The organism is Clostridium bowmanii, from assembly GCF_018861315.1.
Lineage (GTDB): Bacteria > Bacillota > Clostridia > Clostridiales > Clostridiaceae > Clostridium_AD > Clostridium_AD bowmanii.
The window spans coordinates 1-23,013 of the sequence record NZ_JAHLDL010000050.1; the positions used below are offsets into that span (position 1 = coordinate 1).

23 protein-coding genes, 1 tRNA gene and 1 riboswitch are annotated in these 23,013 nt (G+C 31.2%); of the genes, 15 read left to right on the top strand and 9 right to left on the bottom strand.

All coding sequences use genetic code 11. The features are described 5' to 3' along the window. Together KPL51_RS21235 and carB are read left to right on the top strand one after the other, a co-directional pair. Nucleotides 1-488, top strand: a 488-nt coding sequence (locus KPL51_RS21235) for a glutamine amidotransferase-related protein (RefSeq protein WP_216166103.1), incomplete at its 5' end; no start/stop codon positions are given. Further along, entirely contained in the window at nt 475-3,681 is a 3,207-nt protein-coding gene (gene carB / locus KPL51_RS21240; protein ID WP_216166112.1) for a carbamoyl-phosphate synthase large subunit, read from the top strand. The genes KPL51_RS21235 and carB, both read left to right, overlap by 14 nt. Nucleotides 3,682-3,785: 104 nt before the next feature. Here the strand turns inward: carB and KPL51_RS21245 are convergent, their stop codons facing one another. Genes KPL51_RS21245 through argB form a run of 3 tightly spaced genes read right to left on the bottom strand, consistent with a single transcriptional unit; the run spans nt 3,786 to nt 6,962 of the window. Beyond that, nucleotides 3,786-4,916, bottom strand: a complete 1,131-nt coding sequence (locus KPL51_RS21245; RefSeq protein WP_216166114.1) for a M20 metallopeptidase family protein — start codon at nt 4,914-4,916, stop codon at nt 3,786-3,788. A gap of 43 nt (nt 4,917-4,959) precedes the next feature. Beyond that, nucleotides 4,960-6,132: an aspartate aminotransferase family protein gene (locus KPL51_RS21250; RefSeq protein WP_216166116.1), complete on the bottom strand. Its 1,173-nt coding sequence runs from the start codon at nt 6,130-6,132 to the stop codon at nt 4,960-4,962. Beyond that, nucleotides 6,114-6,962 carry an acetylglutamate kinase gene (argB, locus tag KPL51_RS21255; protein ID WP_216166118.1) on the bottom strand — a complete coding sequence of 283 codons (849 nt, stop codon included), beginning with the start codon at nt 6,960-6,962 and terminating at the stop codon, nt 6,114-6,116. Before argB ends, KPL51_RS21250 begins: the two co-directional genes overlap by 19 nt. A gap of 159 nt (nt 6,963-7,121) precedes the next feature. Between argB and argC the strand changes: the two genes are divergently transcribed. The 4 genes from argC (at nt 7,122) to KPL51_RS21275 (ending at nt 9,960) form a co-directional block, all read left to right on the top strand. After that, nucleotides 7,122-8,156, top strand: coding sequence for an N-acetyl-gamma-glutamyl-phosphate reductase (gene argC, locus KPL51_RS21260; RefSeq protein WP_216166148.1), 1,035 nt, complete (start codon nt 7,122-7,124; stop codon nt 8,154-8,156). Nucleotides 8,157-8,204: 48 nt separating this feature from the next. Continuing rightward, nucleotides 8,205-8,699, top strand: coding sequence for a GNAT family N-acetyltransferase (locus tag KPL51_RS21265; RefSeq protein WP_216166150.1), 495 nt, complete (start codon nt 8,205-8,207; stop codon nt 8,697-8,699). Between the two features lie 155 nt (nt 8,700-8,854). After that, nucleotides 8,855-9,601, top strand: coding sequence for a lysoplasmalogenase family protein (locus KPL51_RS21270; RefSeq protein WP_216166120.1), 747 nt, complete (start codon nt 8,855-8,857; stop codon nt 9,599-9,601). A gap of 56 nt (nt 9,602-9,657) precedes the next feature. Beyond that, nucleotides 9,658-9,960, top strand: coding sequence for a hypothetical protein (locus KPL51_RS21275; protein ID WP_216166122.1), 303 nt, complete (start codon nt 9,658-9,660; stop codon nt 9,958-9,960). 52 nt (nt 9,961-10,012) lie between these two features. On the opposite strand, the gene KPL51_RS21280 is transcribed toward KPL51_RS21275, so the two are convergent. Both KPL51_RS21280 and KPL51_RS24155 read right to left on the bottom strand, forming a co-directional pair. Then, entirely contained in the window at nt 10,013-10,279 is a 267-nt protein-coding gene (locus KPL51_RS21280) for a hypothetical protein (RefSeq protein ID WP_216166124.1), read from the bottom strand. 427 nt (nt 10,280-10,706) lie between these two features. Beyond that, nucleotides 10,707-10,829 carry a hypothetical protein gene (locus KPL51_RS24155; protein ID WP_263628401.1) on the bottom strand — a complete coding sequence of 41 codons (123 nt, stop codon included), beginning with the start codon at nt 10,827-10,829 and terminating at the stop codon, nt 10,707-10,709. A gap of 264 nt (nt 10,830-11,093) precedes the next feature. Between KPL51_RS24155 and KPL51_RS21285 the strand changes: the two genes are divergently transcribed. Next, a complete protein-coding gene (locus tag KPL51_RS21285) occupies nt 11,094-12,209 on the top strand; it encodes a M20 metallopeptidase family protein (RefSeq protein WP_216166126.1) in 1,116 nt (371 codons plus the stop codon). 16 nt (nt 12,210-12,225) lie between these two features. Here KPL51_RS21285 and KPL51_RS21290 read toward each other — a convergent pair whose 3' ends face one another. Continuing rightward, the gene (locus KPL51_RS21290; RefSeq protein WP_216166128.1) at nt 12,226-12,402 is read right to left on the bottom strand and encodes a hypothetical protein; all 177 of its coding nucleotides are present in this window, start codon (nt 12,400-12,402) and stop codon (nt 12,226-12,228) included. A 120-nt stretch (nt 12,403-12,522) separates the two neighbouring features. Then, nucleotides 12,523-13,179 (bottom strand): MORN repeat-containing protein, encoded by a 657-nt coding sequence (locus KPL51_RS21295; protein ID WP_216166130.1) that lies wholly within the window; start codon nt 13,177-13,179, stop codon nt 12,523-12,525. A 402-nt stretch (nt 13,180-13,581) separates the two neighbouring features. Here KPL51_RS21295 and KPL51_RS21300 point away from each other — a divergent pair, with 402 nt between their 5' ends. The 4 genes from KPL51_RS21300 to KPL51_RS21315 all read left to right on the top strand — a co-directional run bounded on the left by KPL51_RS21300 (nt 13,582) and on the right by KPL51_RS21315 (nt 17,982). Further along, nucleotides 13,582-14,235, top strand: a complete 654-nt coding sequence (locus KPL51_RS21300) for a pentapeptide repeat-containing protein (RefSeq protein WP_216166132.1) — start codon at nt 13,582-13,584, stop codon at nt 14,233-14,235. A gap of 420 nt (nt 14,236-14,655) precedes the next feature. Continuing rightward, complete coding sequence (locus KPL51_RS21305; RefSeq protein WP_216166134.1) at nt 14,656-15,648, top strand: nucleotidyltransferase family protein; 993 nt, start codon at nt 14,656-14,658, stop codon at nt 15,646-15,648. Between the two features lie 312 nt (nt 15,649-15,960). Then, complete coding sequence (locus KPL51_RS21310; protein ID WP_216166136.1) at nt 15,961-16,614, top strand: HAD family hydrolase; 654 nt, start codon at nt 15,961-15,963, stop codon at nt 16,612-16,614. 228 nt (nt 16,615-16,842) lie between these two features. Then, nucleotides 16,843-17,982, top strand: coding sequence for an aldo/keto reductase (locus KPL51_RS21315; RefSeq protein ID WP_216166138.1), 1,140 nt, complete (start codon nt 16,843-16,845; stop codon nt 17,980-17,982). An 85-nt stretch (nt 17,983-18,067) separates the two neighbouring features. On the opposite strand, the gene KPL51_RS21320 is transcribed toward KPL51_RS21315, so the two are convergent. Continuing rightward, the gene (locus tag KPL51_RS21320) at nt 18,068-18,622 is read right to left on the bottom strand and encodes a flavodoxin family protein (RefSeq protein WP_216166140.1); all 555 of its coding nucleotides are present in this window, start codon (nt 18,620-18,622) and stop codon (nt 18,068-18,070) included. Nucleotides 18,623-18,896: 274 nt separating this feature from the next. Between KPL51_RS21320 and KPL51_RS21325 the strand changes: the two genes are divergently transcribed. The 3 genes from KPL51_RS21325 to KPL51_RS21335 all read left to right on the top strand — a co-directional run bounded on the left by KPL51_RS21325 (nt 18,897) and on the right by KPL51_RS21335 (nt 20,890). Next, on the top strand, nt 18,897-19,169 hold the full coding sequence (locus KPL51_RS21325; protein ID WP_224854617.1) for a hypothetical protein: 273 nt from the start codon (nt 18,897-18,899) through the stop codon (nt 19,167-19,169). Between the two features lie 207 nt (nt 19,170-19,376). Next, complete coding sequence (locus KPL51_RS21330; protein ID WP_216166142.1) at nt 19,377-20,282, top strand: L,D-transpeptidase family protein; 906 nt, start codon at nt 19,377-19,379, stop codon at nt 20,280-20,282. 230 nt (nt 20,283-20,512) lie between these two features. Continuing rightward, nucleotides 20,513-20,890 carry a CoA-binding protein gene (locus tag KPL51_RS21335; RefSeq protein ID WP_216166144.1) on the top strand — a complete coding sequence of 126 codons (378 nt, stop codon included), beginning with the start codon at nt 20,513-20,515 and terminating at the stop codon, nt 20,888-20,890. A 63-nt stretch (nt 20,891-20,953) separates the two neighbouring features. Here the strand turns inward: KPL51_RS21335 and KPL51_RS21340 are convergent. Then, nucleotides 20,954-21,038: transfer RNA gene (locus KPL51_RS21340), tRNA-Leu, on the bottom strand. Nucleotides 21,039-21,719: 681 nt separating this feature from the next. Between KPL51_RS21340 and KPL51_RS21345 the strand changes: the two genes are divergently transcribed. Beyond that, entirely contained in the window at nt 21,720-22,613 is an 894-nt protein-coding gene (locus tag KPL51_RS21345) for an MYG1 family protein (protein ID WP_216166146.1), read from the top strand. Between the two features lie 80 nt (nt 22,614-22,693). After that, nucleotides 22,694-22,862, top strand: a riboswitch (M-box (ykoK) riboswitch). Nucleotides 22,863-23,013: the final 151 nt, after the last annotated feature.

Genomic DNA, 23,013 nt, shown 5'->3' on the forward strand with positions numbered 1-23,013 from the left:
TTCCTGCAGATGTTTCATCTCAGCAAATATTAAAGGTTAATCCAGATTTAATATTTTTATCAAATGGACCTGGAGATCCAGAAGATTTAGGCGAGGTAATCAAGATGCTGAAAGAAATTATAGGTAAAAAACCTATAGTTGGAATTTGTTTAGGCCATCAACTTTTAGCCTTAGCTCTTGGAGGTAAAACAAAAAAACTTAAATTTGGTCATAGAGGGTGCAATCATCCTGTTAAAGATATAAAGGAGAATAAAGTTTATATTACCTCGCAAAACCACGGGTATTATGTTAGTGAACTTCCTAAAGATATGGAAATTACTCATGTAAGTGTAAATGATGGAACAATCGAAGGAATGAAACATAAGACTATGCCTATATTTTCTGTGCAGTTCCATCCAGAAGCTTGCCCGGGACCTAAGGATATAGATGAAATTTTTGATAAATTTCTTTCAGATAAAACAGAGGAGGGTTCATATGCCATTAGATAAAAGCATTAAAAAAGTATTAGTAATTGGATCAGGTCCAATAATAATAGGCCAAGCTGCGGAGTTTGATTATTCTGGAACCCAAGCTTGCCAAGCATTAAAAGAAGAAGGGGTAGAAGTCGTACTTGTTAATAGTAATCCAGCAACAATAATGACAGATAAAGAGGTGGCAGGTATTGTTTATATAGAGCCACTAACTATAGAATTTCTAGAAAAAATTATTGATAAGGAAAGACCGGATAGTTTGCTTGCAGGTATGGGTGGTCAAACGGCATTGAATTTAGCTGTGGAATTAGCTGATAATGGTATTTTAGATAAATATAAGGTGAGAGTAATTGGAACCTCTATAGAAGCAATAAAAAAAGGTGAAGATAGAGAACTCTTTAGAAATCTTATGCAGGAGATTAATCAGCCGGTTGTGGAAAGCTTCATTGTTACAGATATGGAAGAAGGATTAAGATTTGCAGACGAAATAGGATATCCTGTAATTGTAAGGCCGGCTTATACTCTAGGTGGAAGTGGTGGAGGAATTGCTGAGTCTGAAGATGAACTCGTTGAAATTTTAGAACTTGGTTTACAATTAAGTTCTATCGGTCAGGTGCTTTTAGAAAAGAGTATAAAGGGATGGAAAGAGATAGAATATGAGGTTATGAGAGATGCCCGTGGTAATTGTATTTGTGTATGCAACATGGAAAATATAGATCCTGTAGGAATACATACTGGAGATAGTATTGTGGTAGCGCCAAGCCAAACTCTTTCAGATAAAGAATACCAAATGCTTAGAAGTGCATCCATAGATATTATAAACAATGTAGGCATAGAAGGCGGCTGCAATGTTCAACTTGCTCTTCACCCAAAAAGCTTTGAGTATGCAGTTATAGAAATAAACCCCAGGGTAAGTAGATCCTCTGCACTAGCATCAAAAGCTACAGGATATCCCATTGCAAAAGTAGCAGCGAAAATAGCACTGGGTTATGCTCTAGATGAGATAAAAAATGCAGTTACACAAAAAACTTATGCTTGTTTTGAGCCATCACTAGACTATGTGGTAGTTAAAATACCTAAATGGCCTTTTGATAAGTTTCAAGGAGCAAATAGAGCTTTGGGAACAAAAATGATGGCTACAGGAGAAGTAATGGCAATTGGAAGCAATTTTGAAGCAGCTCTACTAAAAGGAATCTGTTCTTTAGAAATAGGAAAGTATTCACTGCAATATGATGCGCTAGAACAAAAAAGTCTGCAAGAATTAAAAGAGAGAGTTATGGCTCCTGATGATGAAAGACTATTTCATTTAGCTGAAATGCTCAGACGTGAGTATATGGTGGAAAAAGTTTCGGAAATTACAGGCATAGATAAATTTTTTGTAAATAAAATCAAGTGGATAGTAGATGAAGAGGAAAAGATAAAAAATTCCACCCTAGAAGATATGAATAAAGATTGGTTACAATTATTAAAGAAAAAAGGGTTTTCTGATAAAGGGATTGCAGATTTATTAGGGGTTATGCCAAATGTAGTATATGAACTTAGAAATATATGGAACATTAAGCCTGTCTATAAAATGGTGGACACTTGCGCAGGTGAATTTGAAGCCTTATCACCTTATTATTACTCAACCTATGATGAATATGATGAGGTGAAGGTAAACAGCAGGCGTAAGGTTATGGTAATAGGCTCAGGTCCTATAAGAATAGGACAGGGCATCGAGTTTGATTATGCATCTGTTCAGAGTGTAATTGCTCTTAGAAAGCTAGGGATTGAGACTATAATAGTAAATAATAACCCGGAGACAGTAAGTACAGACTTTAATATTTCCGATAAATTATATTTTGAACCATTAACAGAGGAAGATGTGTTTAATATTGTTGAAAAAGAAAATCCAGATGGAGTTATACTTCAATTTGGAGGGCAAACCGCGATTAAACTTGCTGAGTTTTTAAGGGAAAAAAATATATCTATATATGGAACTAAGCCCGAACAAATGGATATGGCAGAAGATAGAGAAAAATTTGATGCACTCCTAGAAAAATTACATATAAATAGACCAAAGGGAAAAGCAGTTTGGGACTTAAAAGAAGGATTAAAAGAGGCTGAAATTATAGGGTATCCAGTGCTGGTTAGACCCTCCTATGTATTAGGTGGACAAGGCATGAAAATAACTTATTCTGCAAAAGAATTAAAATACTATTTAGTGAATGCTTTTATAAAGGATAAGAAAAACCCAGTTTTAATAGATAGATATTTATTGGGAAGAGAAATAGAAGTTGATGCTATTTGTGACGGCAACGATATATTAATACCAGGTATTATGGAACATTTAGAAAGAGCAGGGGTTCACTCTGGAGATAGTATTACAATATATCCAAGTCAAAATATATCCAAGGCTATAAAAGAAAAAATATTTGAATATACTAAAAAGGTAGCAATAGGACTAGAAGTAATAGGGATGATTAATATTCAGTTTATAGAGTATAAGGATGAATTGTATATAATAGAAGCTAATCCAAGAGCTAGTCGTACAGTTCCATACATTAGTAAGGTTAGTAAAGTACCGATAGTAGAACTGGCAACAAGGGTTATGCTAGGAGAAAAATTAAAAGATTTAGGATATGGTAGTGGGGTTTACGTGGAACCTAAATTAGTGTCAGTAAAGGTACCCGTATTCTCAACTCAAAAACTTCCAGAGGTGGAGGTGTGCCTAGGACCAGAAATGAGATCTACAGGTGAGGTGCTAGGAATAGGGAGAAACTTTGATGAAGCATTATATAAAGGTCTTGTTGCCTCAGGAATGAAGATTAAAAAAGAAACGGGGGTTATTTTGGCAACCATAAATCCTCAGGATAATGAGGAGTTTTTGTATATAGCAAAGGCTTTTAGTGAACTCGGCTATAAATTTATAGCAACAAAGGGCACAGCTAAGTTATTAAAAGACAATGGTCTTGATGGTTTAGGAGTTAAAAAAATCACAGAAGGAACCCCGAGTATCATTAATGTAATAAAAAGTAGACAGGTTGATTTAGTGATAAATACACCTACTAAAGGAAATGATTCCAATAGGGAGGGTTTTAGAATTAGAAGAACAGCCATAGAGAATAATGTTGGAGTCATAACTTCTTTAGATACTGCAAAAGCAATAGTAGACCTTATGAAGAAGAATATTAATAGTTCAAATTTAGAAGTGTTTAACATTATAGATTAGTGAAAATATATATACAAAAAACTATGATTTTGAAAATCATAGTTTTTTGTATATGTACAACTTCTACGTCGTAATATAATAAATTTGCTATATTGCAAGGAGTATTAGCTTTTCAATTCCTTTTCCATATTAAGTATAAAATTAACTATTATATAGATTCCATTCAAAATGGCCTCTTCTGAAGCATCAAAGTTAGGCGAATGAAGAGGATGAATTCCTTTATCATTAGCTGCAATGCCAAGTCTGAAATGAACTGATGGAACCTTCTGCGCAAAGTATGCAAAATCCTCTGCTGCAAAGCTTTTTTCTAATGGCAAAACCTTATCTTCTCCAATTAGTGTTTTTGTAAAATTAATAAATTTATTGGTCAATGGTTCATTGCTTATTAGAGGAGGATATTGAAAATCATAATTCAAATCTACATTACATCCATATTTTTCTGCGCATAAACGAGAATTTTTTACTATATCCTCATATAACTTCTTTCTAAGCTTATCATTAAAAGTTCTAACAGTACCTAAAACCTCGCATTTATCTGATATTACATTAGGAGCATTGCCACATTGTATAGAAGAAAAAGTGATTATATGTGAGTCTAAGGGATTATTTTCTATTCTAGATTGTATATTCATACTTTGAATAAACTCCATGGCAGGATACATTGGATTCTTACAAAGGTGAGGTGTGGCTGCATGTCCACCACTACCGATGAAACTTATGTGCAGATCATCTACTGAGGCCATAGAGGCACCAACTGCCACCTCTATGCAGCCAACAGGTACATTAGGCCATACATGAAATCCAATTATATATTTAACTCGAGGATTTTCAAGTACACCTTCTTTTATCATTGGAAGAGCGCCACCTCCTCCTGACTCCTCACCAGGTTGGAAAATGAATTTTACAGCATTAGGAAAGCCTATTTTTTTAAGTATAAGTGCAGTACCTAGAACAATAGCCATATGATAGTCGTGTCCACAGGCATGGGCAATACCATTTACAGGTAAAGCATCCATATCCGCTCTTAAAGCAATACACTCCCTTCCAGCATTCAAAGTGGAGACAACTCCGGTACTGGCTAGTACCTTTGTATTTATATCTAAGTCTTTTAGAAAATCAAGAATGATTTTTTGAGTATTAAACTCCTTAAAAGATAATTCAGCATTAACATTGATTTTTTTTCTTAACTTTTTTATAGTATCTATGTTTTGTTCTATTACTTTTTTAATATCCAAATCTTCATCTCCTAATTAATATTGCTACCGTGAAAATTATAATTTAACCAGCAATTTCAGATAGTACTACTTCAAGGATAGCTAAGGACTCATCAATATCTTTTTTTGATACATTAAGTGGAGGAAGTAATCTCACCACATTTTCACCAGCAGTTACAAGGAGAAGTTTTTTGTCAAAACACAATTTACTGAATTCCTTTGCGTCGGTTTTTAGACTTATGCCAATTAATAGACCCATGCCTTTTACTTCATCTATTATGCCGTATTTTTCCTTGAGCTTAAGCAGTTCATCTTTTAGATATATACTCTTTTCTTCTATTTGGGATATAATGCCACCATCTATTAGTTCTGTTAAAACTGCAACACCAACTGCACATCCAAGTGGATTACCACCAAAAGTGCATCCATGGTCCCCGGGTACAAAAGCACTTGAAGCTTTTTCGCTTGCAACGGTAGCACCTATTGGGAAACCTCCTCCTAAAGCCTTAGCTATACATATTATATCAGGAATAACTGAAAATTTCTTATAAGCAAAAAGACTTCCCAGGCGCCCCATACCACATTGAACTTCATCAAAAATTAGTAGTGCATCATATTTGTCACACAGATTTTTTGCTTCCTGTAAAAACTCTGCGTTTGCTATATTTATTCCACCTTCTCCTTGAATTGGTTCGATTATTATGCCGCATACTGTTCCGTCGAAGTTCCTTTTTAAATCTTCTATATCATTGAAAATTACGTTCCTTGTGCCTCCAATTAAAGGACGGAAATCCTCCTGATATCTCTCCTGTCCAGTAACAGAAAGTGCACCCATAGTTCTACCGTGAAAAGAATTATTCATATATATGAATACATTTTTATCTGGACCACCTTTTAATTTACCATATTTTCTTGCCATTTTTAATGCGGTTTCCACAGACTCAGTGCCACTATTACAAAAAAATACTTTGCTATGATCACAATTATCTATTAGTTTCTCGGAAAGAAGAGCCTGGGGAAGATTCCAATAGTAATTTGATACATGAATAAGTTGACTACTTTGCTTTGCTAGTGCATTTATTATAGTAGGATGGCAATGTCCTAAACAATTTACTGCAACACCGGAGACAAAATCTACATATTCAGTTCCCAATGCATCATAAAGTTTACAACCTATTCCTCTTTCAAAATTAACATTAAATCTTCCGTAGGTATCCATTATACAATTTTTTGACATTTATTTACCCCTTTCGCTGCTATAATTTTAGTTCCGCAATTCTTAATTATGTTTAATAATAAGCTGTGTTTTTCTCTTCCGTCTACCAGATGAACATTCTTGGTACCGTTATTAATGGCAGCGACGCAGCATTCTAGCTTTGGAATCATGCCACCGTTAATGACACCATCATTTATATATTCCTTGATCTCGTCTTTAGTAATTGAAGATAATAGTGTTGAAGAATCATTTATATCTGTATATACTCCTTCTATATCCGTCATTATTAATAGCTTTTCTGCTTTTAATGCCCCGCTAATATAAGCTGCAGCATAATCTGCATTTATATTATAACTGTTTCCTTCTGCATCTGAGCCAATAGGTGATATAACAGGAATATAGTTTTTATTAAGTAAATCTAATAAAAGCGCTGTATTAACATTAACAACCTCACCAACAAAGCCTATATCAACCTTATTACTACCTTCATAAACAAACTTTTTCTTAGCCTTTATTAAATTGCTATCTTTACCGCTTACACCTATGGCTTTTAGTCCTCTAATACTTAAACTAGAGGATACCCTTTTGTTAATATTGCCAGATAATACCATCTCTACAATTTCCATAGTTTCATGGTTTGTTACCCTTAAGCCACTTATAAATTTATTTTCACCGCCAATTTTTTTAACCCACTTATTTATTAAAGGGCCACCACCATGAACTATAACCACTTTAATACCAACACTTGTCATAAATGCAACATCTTCTACAAAGGCTTTTTTAGCCGTATCGTTACTCATTATACTTCCACCATATTTTATAACAAAGGTCTTACCCTCATACTTATTCATTGTAGCCTCCTATTTCAAAATTCAATTTTTTTGAATTATATAAGTTTGAATAATTATACATCAATTTGAATAAACATTCAACAAAGTATTGATTTTTTTATTAACAAGTTGTATACTAACTTTTATTAGAAAATATAAACAAAGAGGTGGTAGCTTACGATTAAGGCTGGAATAATAGGTTCAACTGGTTATGCTGGGGAACAACTAGCATGGTTTCTATACAAGCATCCAAGGGCAAATGTAGAATTTTATTCTTCTCATAATTATGCAGGGATGTCCTATAATGAAATTTATAAAAATTACTATGGTTATATAGAAGATATCTGCGTTAATATGAAAACGGCTATAAGTAAATTATCAAATATAAATGTTCTTTTTATTGCTATGCCTCCAGGAAAGTCTTTTAATATAACTGAAAAGGCATTAGCTTTAGGTGTTAAAGTAATAGATTTAGGGGCAGATTTTAGGCTGAAATCTAAGGAAGTATACGAGGAGTGGTATGGAGTTAAACATGAAAATGAAGAACTTCTACAAGATGCTGTTTATGGTCTTACTGAATTAAATAGGGAAGCTATAGCAGAGTGCAACTTATTAGCCAATCCAGGATGTTTTCCTACAGCTACAATATTAGCAATTACGCCACTATTAAAAAATAACCTTATAGATCTAAGTTCCATAATAGTTGATGCTAAATCGGGAGTATCTGGAGCTGGTAGAGCTGCAAACATTGGATCACTTTTTACGGAATGCAACGAATCAATTAAAGCTTATGCTGCTACTAGTCATAGGCATACTCCAGAGATTGAACAAGAATTGAGTAGGGCTGCCTTAGAAAATGTAATGATAACTTTTACTCCACACTTAGTACCGATGAATCGTGGAATTTTATCCACTTGTTATGGAACTCTTAGGAAAGACGTAACCACGGAAGAAATTATTGCTTTATATAGAGATTTTTACAAAGATGATTGTTTTGTAAAGATACTTGACGGGCTTCCTGAGACCAGATGGGTAAGAGGCTCTAATTTATGTCATATTGGTATAAAGGTAGATAAACGTACAAAAATGGTAATAATAATAGCTGCTATAGATAATTTAATAAAAGGTGCTGCAGGTCAGGCTGTGCAGAATATGAATATCATGTTTGGGTTAGAAGAAACCATGGGCCTTGAAATTATTGCAATGGCGCCATAATAATAGTTATAAGAATAATATAGTATTGGGGGTAGATCAGTGGACAAAATGGATATAGTAGTTAGAAAAGCTACTTTAAAAGATGTTGAGCAAATACGATTATTAACCAGGGACTCTTTTATGATGTATGCTGAAAATGCAGGTATTACAGCATTGGTTGCTCCCCTTAGCGAAAGCTATGAGGAGGTAGAAAAAGAAGTAAGAACAAAAGAAGTTTTGGTAGCACTATTTAATGAAAAAATTATTGGTAGTTTAAGAATTGAAATTAAAGCTGATAACACTGCTTATTTAAGTAGAGTAGGTGTGTCAGAACTATATCAAAACAATGATGTTGGAAGAATATTAATGAATGCAGTTGATGAATTAATGGAAATGATGGGCATTGACTGTCTATATATTCATACAGCATCTAAAGTGTTTTCACTTGTCAAATTTTATTACAAAAAAGGATTTTATATAGAATCAACTACTAAAGACCGAGGATACATTAGAGCATTGTTATGCAAGGAATATAAAGTAGCAAAAGTAGCAAATTTGTTATAAATCCACAAGCTTTATCAAAATAAGCTTGTGGATTTTTTATTAATAATAGTTTATATTTAAGATAGAAAATACTTTTGGAGTATTTATGATTGGCTAAAAGAATAATATTATTAAAAAAAATATTATTCAAAATAAAAATTAATAAGTGGTGATTTATGTTGAAAAAAAGAAAATCAAATAGTTTAGTGCTTGAGGTAATAGTAGCTATAATACTAATTTTATATATTTTGTTTTTATATATGGACTTTTATAATGTGAGATGGTTAATAAGTTCAAATTATATAAAGTACTTATGTATACTACTTTGTTTTCTGTTATCTATAGTTAGTAATAAAAATTCGATTTTAGATATAGCTAAACATAGAGATATATTTCTGCTGAGATTGGCTCTATTTATAACTGTCATGGCAGATTTGTGCTTGCTTGTTCTTGATTTTTATGTTTTTGGTGTATTTCTTTTTTTACTGGTTCAAATTACTTATTCTGTTAGATATAGTACTAAAAGGCTTAAGACAACACTCCTATTTTTCTTTATTACACTTCAATTTGTAGTGCTCACTTATATAATAACCATTTTATTTATTGCAAAAATTAATATCTTAATACCTATTTCATTATTTTATTTTATATGCTTAATTACAAGTGTAAGCAAAGCTATAAAGGCTTGTAAAAACAATTTATACCCATCTCCCAATAAATATATGGTAGTAATTGGAATGGTGCTTTTTCTTTTATGTGATTTATGTGTAGCCTTATCTAATGTTACTTCGACTTTGACTTCAACAGCATACTTTATTATAAGGTTCCAGCAAATTTCTTGGTTTTTAATTTGGGTTTTCTACATTCCTTCTCAATTGCTATTGGCTTTAAGTGGTAGATATAAAAGTAAATTAATTGAATAATTGTTGAATACCTAGCGTATATATTGGTGTAATAGAAATAAATTAGGGGAAGATTTATGATACTTATAAAAATATCAGAAGTTCCACAAAACTCAGCACAATTAATGGAGAGAGTTAGCAAGTCCTGGAAGAGAAAACTTGAAACAGTATCAAAACAAGATACTGCTATAGTTACACACAGAGGCGAGATAGTTGCAGTATATAAAATTCTAGGCGGTAGGGTTGCTCCTCATTGCCCAGGTAGAATTGAATTTGTATTAGAAGAAATAGAAAGTGACTTAAAGGGAAGGACGATAGTGAGCAGAACATCTAATCCTTGTATAATAGTAGAAAAACTGAATTTTAAACAAGCAATTTAACAAGATAAAGCGATTATGTGAAAACATAATCGCTTTTTAAAAAATATTAATGTTATTTCGTTTTCACGGAACTAAACAAATTAATTACAATATCAATAATTGGCTTTAATAGCTGTAAAATAGCACTAAGAATATCAGTTAATATAGGTATTGTAATACCTATTTGTTGAAGAATATATATCAAAAGGAATATACCGATGGCAATACTTATTATCCTTCCAATCATTTTAAATACCGCAATACCAAGATAAGCAAGTAATAAAGCTAGTGCAAACATAATAATGGTATTCAGATTAATATTAGAAAAATCAACGTTCATAAAAGCACCTCCATTATTAATAAAATTATAACTTATACACTATGTTTTAGCAAAGGTAAAATTTTATGGAACTCAAGTAAAAATTATGTAAAAAGAAAAAAAGTATATATCACTATTAATGTATTCACTTTGCTAAGAACTACTAATTTTATTTTTAATTAATATGCTAAAAAATATAAACTCGCTGTCGCTCAAACATATATTTTTCTTAACGCATATCAATTAAAAGTAAAATAAGAAGTATAATAAAAAAACACCATATACTAAATACAGTTTGTACTGCAATAGTAAATGGTGGGATTACTGTAACAGACTTAATAATACAACCAGGAACTTTACTTTTTCTATAGATTTTCTTTATATATATCCATATACAGCAATTACAGTGTTATTAATCCATTGATAACACTAGAAGTATATCACTGAGTTACATAGCTGTTAGAAGTATTTTAATCCCAACCAGTGATAAAACTGAAGCACCAACGCACAAAGCAATTAAGATAGAATTTAATCTGGACATTTCAGGTACATTTTCGTATTCAGATTTCATGATAACTTATCTCCATTTCTGCCCTTAAAGGCAATACTACTAAATTCGATTTAATGCACAGCAGAGGTGATTTTTTTCGACACAACAACAACTAACTACATAATACTAAATAATTGTTTCATTTATATGTCAATAATGTAAACAATCTATTACTATTAATGTGAAAAGGTGCATACTTTATTTAACTTTAATCTTGCATACTTATAACATTTATGGTATAAACTTATATTAATAACAACTAGTATATTTATAGGCGGTGATAATTTGGATATTAGACAACTAATAGAAAAAAATATTGATACTATAAAATACTTAAGAAAAAGACTAAATATTAATGCTGAACTGTCCTTTATGGAGAATAAGACTCAAGGTATCATTATTGATTTTTTTAAAGATTTAAATATAGATACAAAGGTGCTCGCAGGGACTGGAGTGGTTGCTACTTTAAATTTTGGAGATAGTTGTATTGCCCTTAGAGCAGATATGGATGCTTTACCTGTAAATGGGATCTCTCATGCTTGTGGACATGATTATCATATGGCTATTGTTTTAGGTACTGCACTAATACTCAAGAAAATAGGTTTTGATAAAACGGTAAAGTTTATTTTCCAGCCGGGTGAAGAAACAGAAGGCGGAGCTGCACCCATGATAAAGGAGGGTGTGCTTGAACAGCCACGGGTTAAATATATGATTGGATTTCATGTATGGCCAAATGTACTTGTAGGAACAATTGAGGTAGCAAGTGGTGCCTCTATGGCCTCAGTAGATAATTTCCATGTGGTTTTTAAAGGCAAGGGCGGACATGCTGCTATGCCACATTTATGTAAAAATCCAATATATCCTGCCATAGAATTCATTCAGAGTATGAATATACAATCTAGAATTGAAAATAATCCCTTGGATCCACATATAATTACTTTTGCATCTATACAATGTGGAAATGTAAATAATGTAATAGCGGAAGAATGTGAGGTCTTAGGTACTGTTAGAACATTTAATAGTGAACTTAGAAATAAGTTACATGATGATATATTAAAGAATGCACAGTTGTGTGGGGACAAATACGGATGCAAGGTGGAAGCAAAATATGATTTTAAATATCCTCCATTAATAAGCAATAAATTACTAACTAAGAAATTTATTGAGAGTACAAAAAAACTTATAGGTGCAGATAAGGTTTTACATCTAGAAAAAACCTTTGCATCAGAGGATTTTGCGTTTTTTGCAGAAGTGGTTTCATCAGTACATTTTAGACTTGGAATAGAAGACAAGACAAAAGGAATCCATCCTCTCCATTCTCCAGAATTTGATGCCTCAGAGGAAGCGATTTTAAATGGAATTTATATAATAGCAAATTTTATAATTTCATTGGAGTACTAAGTTGATATAATATATATTAAAGTTGCCACTTGCCACTTGCCACTTGGGTGGCACCTGTTTTTCTAAGGAGGGTGAAGGGTGTGTATAAACTTTTGATTGCCGATGATGAGGCTTTGAAATTTTTTTTAAAATAATCTGTTGGGTTAAATTCTAATAGTACATTGCCAATATCAAAGATTACGGTTTTAATCATCTTGTCCTCCATAATAAATTGTGATTTTAATATAAAATATAACTAATAGATAAATAGTAACACATATAAAACAGGAATTTAGTATAATGATGATATTTTTGAGTCTAATTACAGAGTACATTATTCTACAAACTCACCATTCATGAAGCTACCTTTATTTTGTACATTTCGATTATCATCGTAATATATGCCTAACCCATAAAAAAGATTACTTTTAAAAGTGCCCTCGTAAATCAACTGTCCATTATGTTTATAATACATTTTTCCTTCTCCATTCGCTGCTCCATCTATAATATCTCCAACATATATGAAAGTGCCAGCATCCAGAAAACCTTTACTATTTAGAACTTTATAAAGAACTATCTCACAAGTGTTTCTTACAGCCATTGATTCTTTTTCTACAGTTAATAATTGCTGAATTGGCTGAAGGGATGTGCTATTGCCTACACATAAAAGTGATTGCACAAGTGCTAGTCTAAATGCTACAGAACAATCAAATATATGACTATGTAAGGTATCAAGAACTTCTTGAGTGATTTTATTGCTATTTACAAGTGCTATTTTAAAAATTGTATCAGCTGTACTGACTCTAATAGATTTACTATCATGTATGGAGGGAGGACTTGGGTATAACGTATGTAACTGAGGTGAATTGTCATATCCTTTTATCCATCTAAATTTTTTGAACTTTATAATCTCGTCATATTGTTGTAGAGACATAAATCTCAAACTGAGATTCGAAAGCACATTATCCATTGACTTAATTTCATTCATCATAATAATTCATCACTCCTATAATAAATTACAACAATTTTCTAATAACAATTTTAATAATTAAGTATACTTCTGATTTTTCATAAAAGATTTTAGAAACATTTACTTTATAATTGAACTTAGATAAGTAAAAAATACTTATTTATAATTGTATAGTTCTATAATCATATACATTATCCTCCAAAATAAATAATAATTTTAAATATTTTCTGGATTTTTATATTTGTATCATCAAGATGCTGAATACATGAGTTTTACCTAGGAATGAGGAGAAAAAATTCAACTTTTAACTGTTGGATAATGAAAACATGTTATAATTATATCTAGTTATAAATAAATAAAGTAATAGTTAGATAATATCTTTCTTAAGGTATTTGTTTAAAGATTAAAATGGAGGAAGTATATATGGAACAGAAGAAAAGAAAAACAAAAGTTTTGAGACCTACATTTGAAACCGATTTAGATATTATAGAGCTATCTAAAGAAAATATTGAGGATGAAAGTGAATTTTCTTTTGGAACAGTTAGTGATTGTTTTTTAGAAAACCATAAAGCAGACAGAGTTGCTTTTAAACAAGTAATATTTAAAAAAGTTACTTTTAATAAAATAACATTCAGACGTGTAGAAATGGTAGATGTGAGATTTGAAAATTGTGATTTATCAAATGTAGATTTTAATGAAGCTTCATTACATAAAGTAGAATTTGTAAATTGCAAAATTATTGGTATTAATTTAAATGAAGCCACTTTGAGAGATGTGATTTTTGAAAACTGTAATGGTCAGTTTGCTTTTTTTAGTTATTCTAATTCTAAGCAAGTTGCATTCCTTCAATGTCTATTACGTTCTTCAGATTTTCAAAATTCAAAATTTTTAAAAGTTGAATTTCAAGAGTCCGATCTAACTCAATCTCAAATGAATTTCACAAGTCTTAAAGGAATAGATTTTACTAGTTGTGATATTGACGGTTTAGGAGTAAATATCGCTGATGTTAAGGGCGCAAAGGTTACTACTATTCAAGCTATTTCTCTTTCTGCTATACTAGGTCTTATTATTATATAAAATTTAATAGGGCATTCATATATCTTCTTATCTTAGGATAAGAAGATTTTTTCATCTTAAAAAATATTATAAAAAAGAAAACAAGCCTAAAGTGAGGGGTTATTAATTTAATAATTTAACAATTTCTCCACAATTCGCTAATAGCCTCGTGTTGTGGTATAATGACTATAGGTACTAATTCACAGTGAAGAGATTATTTTAATTTCATATTGTTTAAATAATGGAGCACCGGCTGATTTTAATATTATATTAAATAATTAGTTATGGTGGCTTTTTTGTTATGAAAAATAAGAGTATTGGTCTTTCAACTGTAAATTCAAGTAAATTACTTTGATACATAAAAAAATAAATAAGACTTTATAATGACACTTTTGCTAAAGAAGTGTGCTTTAAGGGACTAACTATTAAGGAGGAAAACTTATGAAAGCATTATTTCTTGTGGATGGAGTGGGGACTAGCCTAGAACCATTAACTGACGATTTACCTAAATCTATGATCCCTATGGTGGCGAAACCACTTCTAGAAAGAAACATATTAAAACTTAAGGATTATGGTGTTGATGAAATTATACTTAGTACAGGTCATAAACCACAAAAAATTGAGAAGTATTTCGGCGATGGCACAAAATTGGGCTTGAAAATTGAGTATATAGGTGGAGATATTACTTTAGGGACAGGAGGTGCAATTAAAAATGCTGTGGAATTTTTCGATGATACTTTTATTGTATTTACTGAGGATATATTAAGTGATATTAATATTGAGGATATGATTAAATTTCATAAAGAAAAATGTGCATCAGTTACAATTGCAGTAACGAAAGTTGAAAATCCTTCTGATTACGATGCTATTGAATATAATGCGAATCTTTATGCTGAAAAATTTACTGAAAAATCAAAGTTTTCAGAAATAAAATCAAACTATATTAATGCGGGTATATATATATTTGAACCAAATGTTTTAAAGGAAATCCCAGATTCACAACTAATATCAATAGAAAAAGAAATATTTCCTTTACTATTAAAAAAAGGATATCCTATTGCGGTTTATAAAAGTGATGCATATTGGATTGACATAGGAACCCTTGAAGAATATATTCAGGCCAATGAGGATATTTTAAGTGGAGACTATCCACTATCAGAAATTAAAGATAAACACCAGGACATATTTGTAGGTGAAAATACAATAATACATAGTTCTACTAAAATTATTGGACCTACGTATATTGGTGAAAACACTAAAATTGCGGCTAATTCTACAATTGGTCCAAATACAATAATTGGTAATGATTGCAGAGTGGGTCCCAATAATACGATTACCGACTCTATTGTTTGGGATAAAATAACACTTGAAAATAATTCCACAGTTTCAAGCGTTATTATTAACTCGGATTTTATGATATCTAACAGTAAGTAAAGTGCTAATAATATCAAAACTGAAGCTCTAAATAAAAGAATCCATATTAGTTAAAAAAAGTAACGAACAATTGAAAGTATGGCTAAGGTGTAATTCTGTAATAGGATTGCACCTTAGTTATTCGCAAGAGTATGTTAAAGTTAAAGAATACTTTTAAACATATTAACAACACAAAGGAATTAGATTTGTGGATAGAAGTATTATTTACGGGGAAAGTATTAAAAGAATAGAAATTAATAATGAAGGCCTACTAAAGAAAATAATTTATAATAAAAGATAAAAAATACGATAAAATAACAGGACGGTGATTTTATGCTAAAAGCAGTTATATTTGATATGGATGGAGTAATTATTGATAGTGAACCTACACATATGAAACTTGAAAATGAGACTTATAAAAAATTAGGCATAGAGGTTACAGATGATGAGCATCATTCTTTTGTAGGGGCAACTTCTAATTATATGTGGGAAGCTCTAAAAAATAAATATAAGCTTAATCAAACACTTGAGGAATTAATTGAATACGATAGAAACAAATATTTTAAACACCTTAATTCGGATGAATGTGAGATAATCCTTATTGATGGGGTTAAAGAGCTAATACAAGACTTGTATGAAAATGGAGTTAAGCTAGCCATTGCATCGTCGTCACCACTAGATGTAATTTATGCTATAGCAAAGAAATTTCAAATAGAAGAATATTTTGAAGCTTTTGTTACTGGCGACTATGTAAAGAGAAGTAAGCCTGAACCAGATATATTTATTTTTGCTGCTGAGAAGCTTGGTGTAAGTGCTGAAAATTGTATAGTCATTGAGGATTCTCATAATGGGGTTCTTGCGGCTAAAAAAGCAGGTATGAAATGTGTAGGAATTAATAGTGATCCTGAAGGAAGTCAGGATATTTCCATGGCTGATTTAGTAATAAATAAATTTAAAGAAGTGAATTATAACAAGCTAAATTATTAAAAAAAAACACTATAAAAGATCTCGAACTTTGATTCTTCAATAACCATACTATTAATTTAGATGGTTATTTTTTATATTATTTAAATATGAATTTTTAGCTTCAATCAGATTTAATTTATGTAGATAAATTTAAATTTATAATTAGCTTTAAGTTAATTTAATAAGGTATATAATGGTTATAAAGAGTATTCAAGTTATTTAATTTAGCAGATTTGAAAGGAGTATTAAATGAAATATAGAGAATTTGGGAAATGTGATTTTAAAGTTTCTGCACTTGGTTTTGGATGTATGCGATTACCAATAATAAATGCTGATGAAAAGCAAATTGATGAGGAGAAAGCTATTTCTTTAATCAGGTATGCAATAGATAACGGTGTTACTTATATTGATACTGCATATCCATATCATAAGGGAAGTAGTGAATTAGTTGTGGGGAAGGCTCTCAAAGATGGTTACAGAGAAAAAGTGAAATTAGCTACTAAATTGCCTACATGGCTTACAAATTCCTATGAAGACTTCGATAAATATTTAGATGAGCAATTGGAAAAACTTCAAACAGACCATATAGATATGTACTTACTTCATGCTTTAGATAAAGAAAGATGGGATAAGCTAGTCGAATTAAATATTTTTAAATTTATCAAAAGTGCTTTAAGTGATGGCAGAATAAAGCAAATAGGATTCTCATTTCATGATAAACTTGATACTTTCAAAGAAATTATAGATGCATATGATTGGGACTTTTGTCAAATACAATATAATTTTCTCGATGATAATTATCAAGCTGGTACTCAAGGACTAGAATATGCAGCAAAAAAAGGTATGGCTATAGTAATTATGGAACCATTGAAAGGTGGTAGATTATCGAAAACTCCACCAATTTTAGTAAAAGAGCAATGGGACACGACTGAAGTTACGAAAACTCCTGCTGAATGGGCTTTGAGATGGGTGTGGAATCATCCTGAAGTTACCACTGTTCTTAGTGGTATGAATTCAATGGAGCAGATAATAGAGAATATTAAAACTTCTGACACGGCAATTCTAAATTCTCTAACAGCCAATGATTTAGCAATAATTCATAATGTAAAAGCTAAATATAATGAATTAATTAAGGTTCAATGTACAGCATGTAATTATTGTATGCCATGTCCTACTGGTGTGGACATACCAAAGAACTTTGCAATACTCAACGAAGCTTCTATGTATAACGAATATGACACGCAGTCCCATACTTATAATAATGATTTAACCTTAAAACAAAGAGCAGTTTCTTGCGTAGAATGTGGTAAATGTGAAACACTATGTCCTCAACATTTGGAAATTAGGAAACATTTAAAAGAAGTAAATGTAGCGATGAATAATAAATAGTAAAACAGCCCCAATCTTAACTTTAAGATTGGGGCTGTTTTACTATTTTATGTTAATCAAGCAAGCAAATATGTTATGTCAGTTTTTATAATTTTAAGCTCTGTACCATACTATTTGCAGCTTCACTTATAGTAGTTAACTTGTACTTTCTATTTCTTTGTGTAACCCCTATAAAATCATATTTTATACCTTTAATATGGTCTACAAATCTCTCAAAGGAGTTAAGACAGGAAAGACATCCGTTTCCACTTCCTCCAGGGGCAGCAACGCATATAAAAGGTTTATTTGCCAAAGTGCTTTTCTCACCATTTGCTGCTTCACATCTTCTAAGCCTATCAGAAAATGCTTTAAGTGATTCGCTCATATCACCCCAGTAAACGGGTGTAATAATTATATAACCGTCCGCTTCTGCCATTTCTGCGTGTAGCTTTTGAAAATCATCTTGCACCTGACAGACATGGTCATTACGGCATGTACCCCATCCGTTTCCACAAGCATGACAAGATGAAATATTTAGTGTGTTAAGATTTATTGTTGAAGCAATAGCAGATTCCATTTCTACTCCTACTTTTGCTTTTTCAGCACAGGCAGCCGTTAAACCATCGATGTTTGGGCTTGAAGTAATTATCATTATTTTCATTTGAATCCCTCCATAATTAATTTGCTTTATTTTTCTTCTTATTTCTTATTTTAGTACAATAGATGAAAAGTAGCAAATTCACTTGTCTCATAAAATACATATAATGCATTTTAGGTCTATACATAAGTGAATTTGCGGTATGTGTGAAAATACAGTATATTTATACTTATTCAATTATAAATATGGTATAATTTATACATTAAGAAATTATTTTGTTAATTCTTATACAAGTTGCACTTATATTTATGATATTTTTAAGGGGGATGTACTAATTATGGAAAATAGAAATTTTGACAATCAAGTTCAAAACGGCGGTGCTAATAGTCAGCCAATGACATTAAAGGATTGGATATTCACTTATTTATTGTTACTTATACCTATTGCAAATATAGTTTTAATGTTTGTTTGGGCATTTGGAAAGGATGTAAATCAAAGCAAGAAAACTTATTTTCAAGCTATGTTAATTATGTCTGGAGTAGCAATAGTAATATCTGTTTTATTTGCTGGAGCCCTATCTTCTATTATAATGAATGGCAGTGGTTATTAAATTAGTTTTCGTATTTAAGGATAAGGTAGTTACAAACCTTATCCTTTTTTTTGTGCCTGAAAAAATCTCAAAAGCTTTCCTAAGGTTATAAAAGGCACCTGCAAGTTTTATGTACGTTATTGCTACATAAAATTTTAGGAGCACTTTAATTCGAAGAGAATATACTGATAGGGAACAGTTTCATACTTCTAAAAAAGGGGTATCAGTATGAATAAAAGGTACTTATCATGTATTCTCTTTATACTTATGATTATTTTAGGTGGAAGTACTTTAGCGAATAAAGATAGTAAACCTGTGAAGTTGACTATTGATGACTCATTATTATATCAAAACAATGTTACAGTATACCAAAGTAAAATTTATGCTAGCAATCAAGTTAAAAGTATTGTGGTTGAAACCCAAAATAAACAACAGACGATTGTTTATACAGCCATAAAACAAGGGGATAAGGGTAATAAAGTAAAAGAAATACAACAAAAGCTTAATAAATTTGGTTACAAACTTTATGTGGATGGCGACTTTGGTAGCTTAACTTACTATGCGGTTATTGATTTCCAATTGAGAAATAAGCTGGCCCGTGATGGTATAGTAGGTGACTTAACACTGAAAAAACTTGATATGCTTGTAACACCAGCAAATATGTACAAATCACCAGTTACAAAAACAACTATACCGAAGGCTATAATCTCAAAAGATGAGTTAGAAAAATTTGCAAATAATAAAAACATAGATAGTCTGACTTCTTATTTTATATGGATTGACTTGTCTCATCAAAGAGTAAATATTTTTAGTGGCTCTAAAAAAAAATGGGATCTTGTTAAATCCATGGTTTGCTCTTCTGGAAAAGCAAGCACACCCACTGTTAAAGGTGATTTTGCTGTGGGAAGCAAAGGGAGCTATTTTATTGCAGATGGGGGAGCTAGATGCAAATACTATACTCAAATACAAGGTAATTATTTATTTCATAGTGTTCTATACGATAATAAAGGTAAATATATTATAGACAATACTCTTGGACTTCCTGTATCTCATGGCTGTGTAAGATTATCTTTGGAAAATGCTAAATTTATATATGATAATATTCCAGCTAAAACTACTATTTGGAGTAAATAGCAGTATACAAGTATAATGTTTAAGAAATAATAAGATGCAGGTATAGACCAATTTTGGGTTATATGCCTGCATCTTATCGTTTATTCACAAGCTAAAAAGGCTAAATTATTTTAAATATGATTTAAATATTGTATCGTACTGTGATAGAATAGTAAATGTAATAGATAGAAAACTAATATAGTAAACATTAACAGTGGAGTAATAAAAAATTTTGTTGGGAGATGATATTATTGAAGGCTAATGAATTTTTAGAATATAAAAACTGGGTTGTGGTTGGAGATGTGTTAAATCGTCTAAAATATGCTTATAAAATATTGGGTTCTTTGAAAGAAGCTGGATTTAATGTAGTGGGTGTAAACCCTTCTGTTAAAAATGAAGAGGCATATAAGTGTTTAAGTGATATACCATATAAGATAGAAGTTTTAAATTTATGTATTAACCCAGAGAAAGGGATTAAAATACTTCAGGAAGCTCTGGAGTTAAAAATAGATAAAATACTTATTCAACCAGGAGCTGAAAACTCTGAAATACTTGATTTTTGTATAGTAAATGGGATTCAAGCAATAGAGGGATGTACATTGGTAGAATTAAGAAAAAGTAAACATTAAGTGTAGTTGTATCTATAGTACCAAAATATTGGAAAATAAAAAAACACTCATTAGGAGTGTTTTTGGTGCAGATGACAGGAATCGAACCTGCATGCCGTAAAGCGCTAGACCCTGATTCTAGTGCGTCTGCCAATTCCGCCACATCTGCATAAATGGTAATCTAATTGTTAGGCCATTACTATTGTCACTGTGAAAAGGAATATTTTATTTGATGACTAATGGTAAATATTTAATTATATTAACCATCTTACCATTTAACCGTATATATGTAAATGGAATATTTCTAAATATTTATGCAGACAAGGTCAACTACAAGTCAATCCTTGTAAATAATGTTAATCTTAAAGTTAAATATTGAGCAATTCATGACAGCCACAATGATTAAAAGTGGGGGTATATTAGTATTAAGTGGAGATAACTTTGATAATATTCCTATTTAATTTGTAATGAACATAAAACAATAAAAAAACTTAGTATAATCTAAAGCGAGAACTGCTGAATATATTTTAGCAGTTTTTGTTTACATTTAAAATGGTTAGTACCTCAAGTAAATTTAAATTTTGAACAAGCTAAAATAGAATATCCTTGAGTATGGTAGGCACTGGAATTTTTCCGAATTATTGTGAAGAATAATAGATTAGTTGTTAAGAACACTCTGAATATTTATTTCAGAGTGTAACATAGATATATTTAAGTTAGGTTTAAGAAAGTCTATAGGTAAATAAACCAATGTTGTGATATACTAATAAATTAATGAATTATAGGATTAATTGTTGCTAAGTTCATGAATTTGAATGGGATTATAATATAAATATGAAAGAGGTAAATTATGATTAATGAAAAGAATATTAAAACTTTAGGAACACATAGTGGGAAATTTCATGCAGATGATGTTATGGCTACTGCTATACTTAGTCTAATACTAGGGGATATAAAGGTGACGAGAACGAGAGATGAAAATATACTAAACAAACTTGACTTTGTTTATGATATAGCCCTAGGGGAATTTGATCATCACCAATTAAATAAGGAAATAAGAGAAAATAATATTCCGTATGCGGCTTGTGGTTTAGTTTGGAGAGAGTTTGGAGCCCGAGTAATACAAAAATTTAATTCGGAGTTTGACGAAGAGGATATAATGTCAATTTTTGATTATGTTGATAAAAATTTAGTGCAGGGAATTGATGCTACAGATAATGGCATAGACATAAAATCAGAAATTAGAGTAACTTCCATAAGCGATATTATTCAAGGATTCAATCCTACATGGGATTCTGATTCTTCCAAAGATGATGCGTTTAAGGAAGCTGTTCTATATGCTACTGAGGTTATAAAAAGAATAATAAGTAGGCAAGTTTCTGTTATAAAAGCAAGGATTATAGTAAATGAGGCCTTTCAAAGTAGAGATACCAATGAAATAATGGTTTTAAAAAAGGGTTGCCCTTGGCTTCAACAATTATTTAAAATAGATACAAATAATGAGGTGTTGTTCGTTATTTCTCCAGATGATAATAATGAAGAGTATAAAATTCAGACGGTAAAGAAAACTGCTGATACTTTTGAAGCGAGAAAAGATTTATTAGAATCAATTAGAGGAAAAACAAGCGAAGAAATAAATTCCATAATTAAAATAGATGATGCTATATTTTGTCACAGTGCAGGGTTTATAGCATCAGCTAAAAGCAGGGAAAGTGCTTTTAAAATAGCAAAGTTATCAATATGAAATTTATATAAATCATTGACAACATTGAAATTGACGCATACTATGGAAATATAAGAATAATATTAAAAGAAATTACAATTTAATATTCTTGTTAGGTGAGGTTACTGTATAAGACACACGCTACTGCCCAGAAATGTCGAGAGACGCCAACGGGTCAGCAGGTATTACCGGATTAAGGTTTTACTTAATGTAGCTGAGGAACAAATCTCTAAGCTGTACAGTGCTAAAACTCAACGAGTGGAGATGAGCTATTTTTTATGTGCTTTAATTTTCTACGCATTCTAATCTCTTCACTTCGTTGTGGGGAGATTTTTTTAGTGCGCCCGGCATGGGCGTTTACTCGTCGGTGAAAGTCCGATACGGGGGCTGATAGTGCCAACCGTTAGCTTAAGACAAGGGT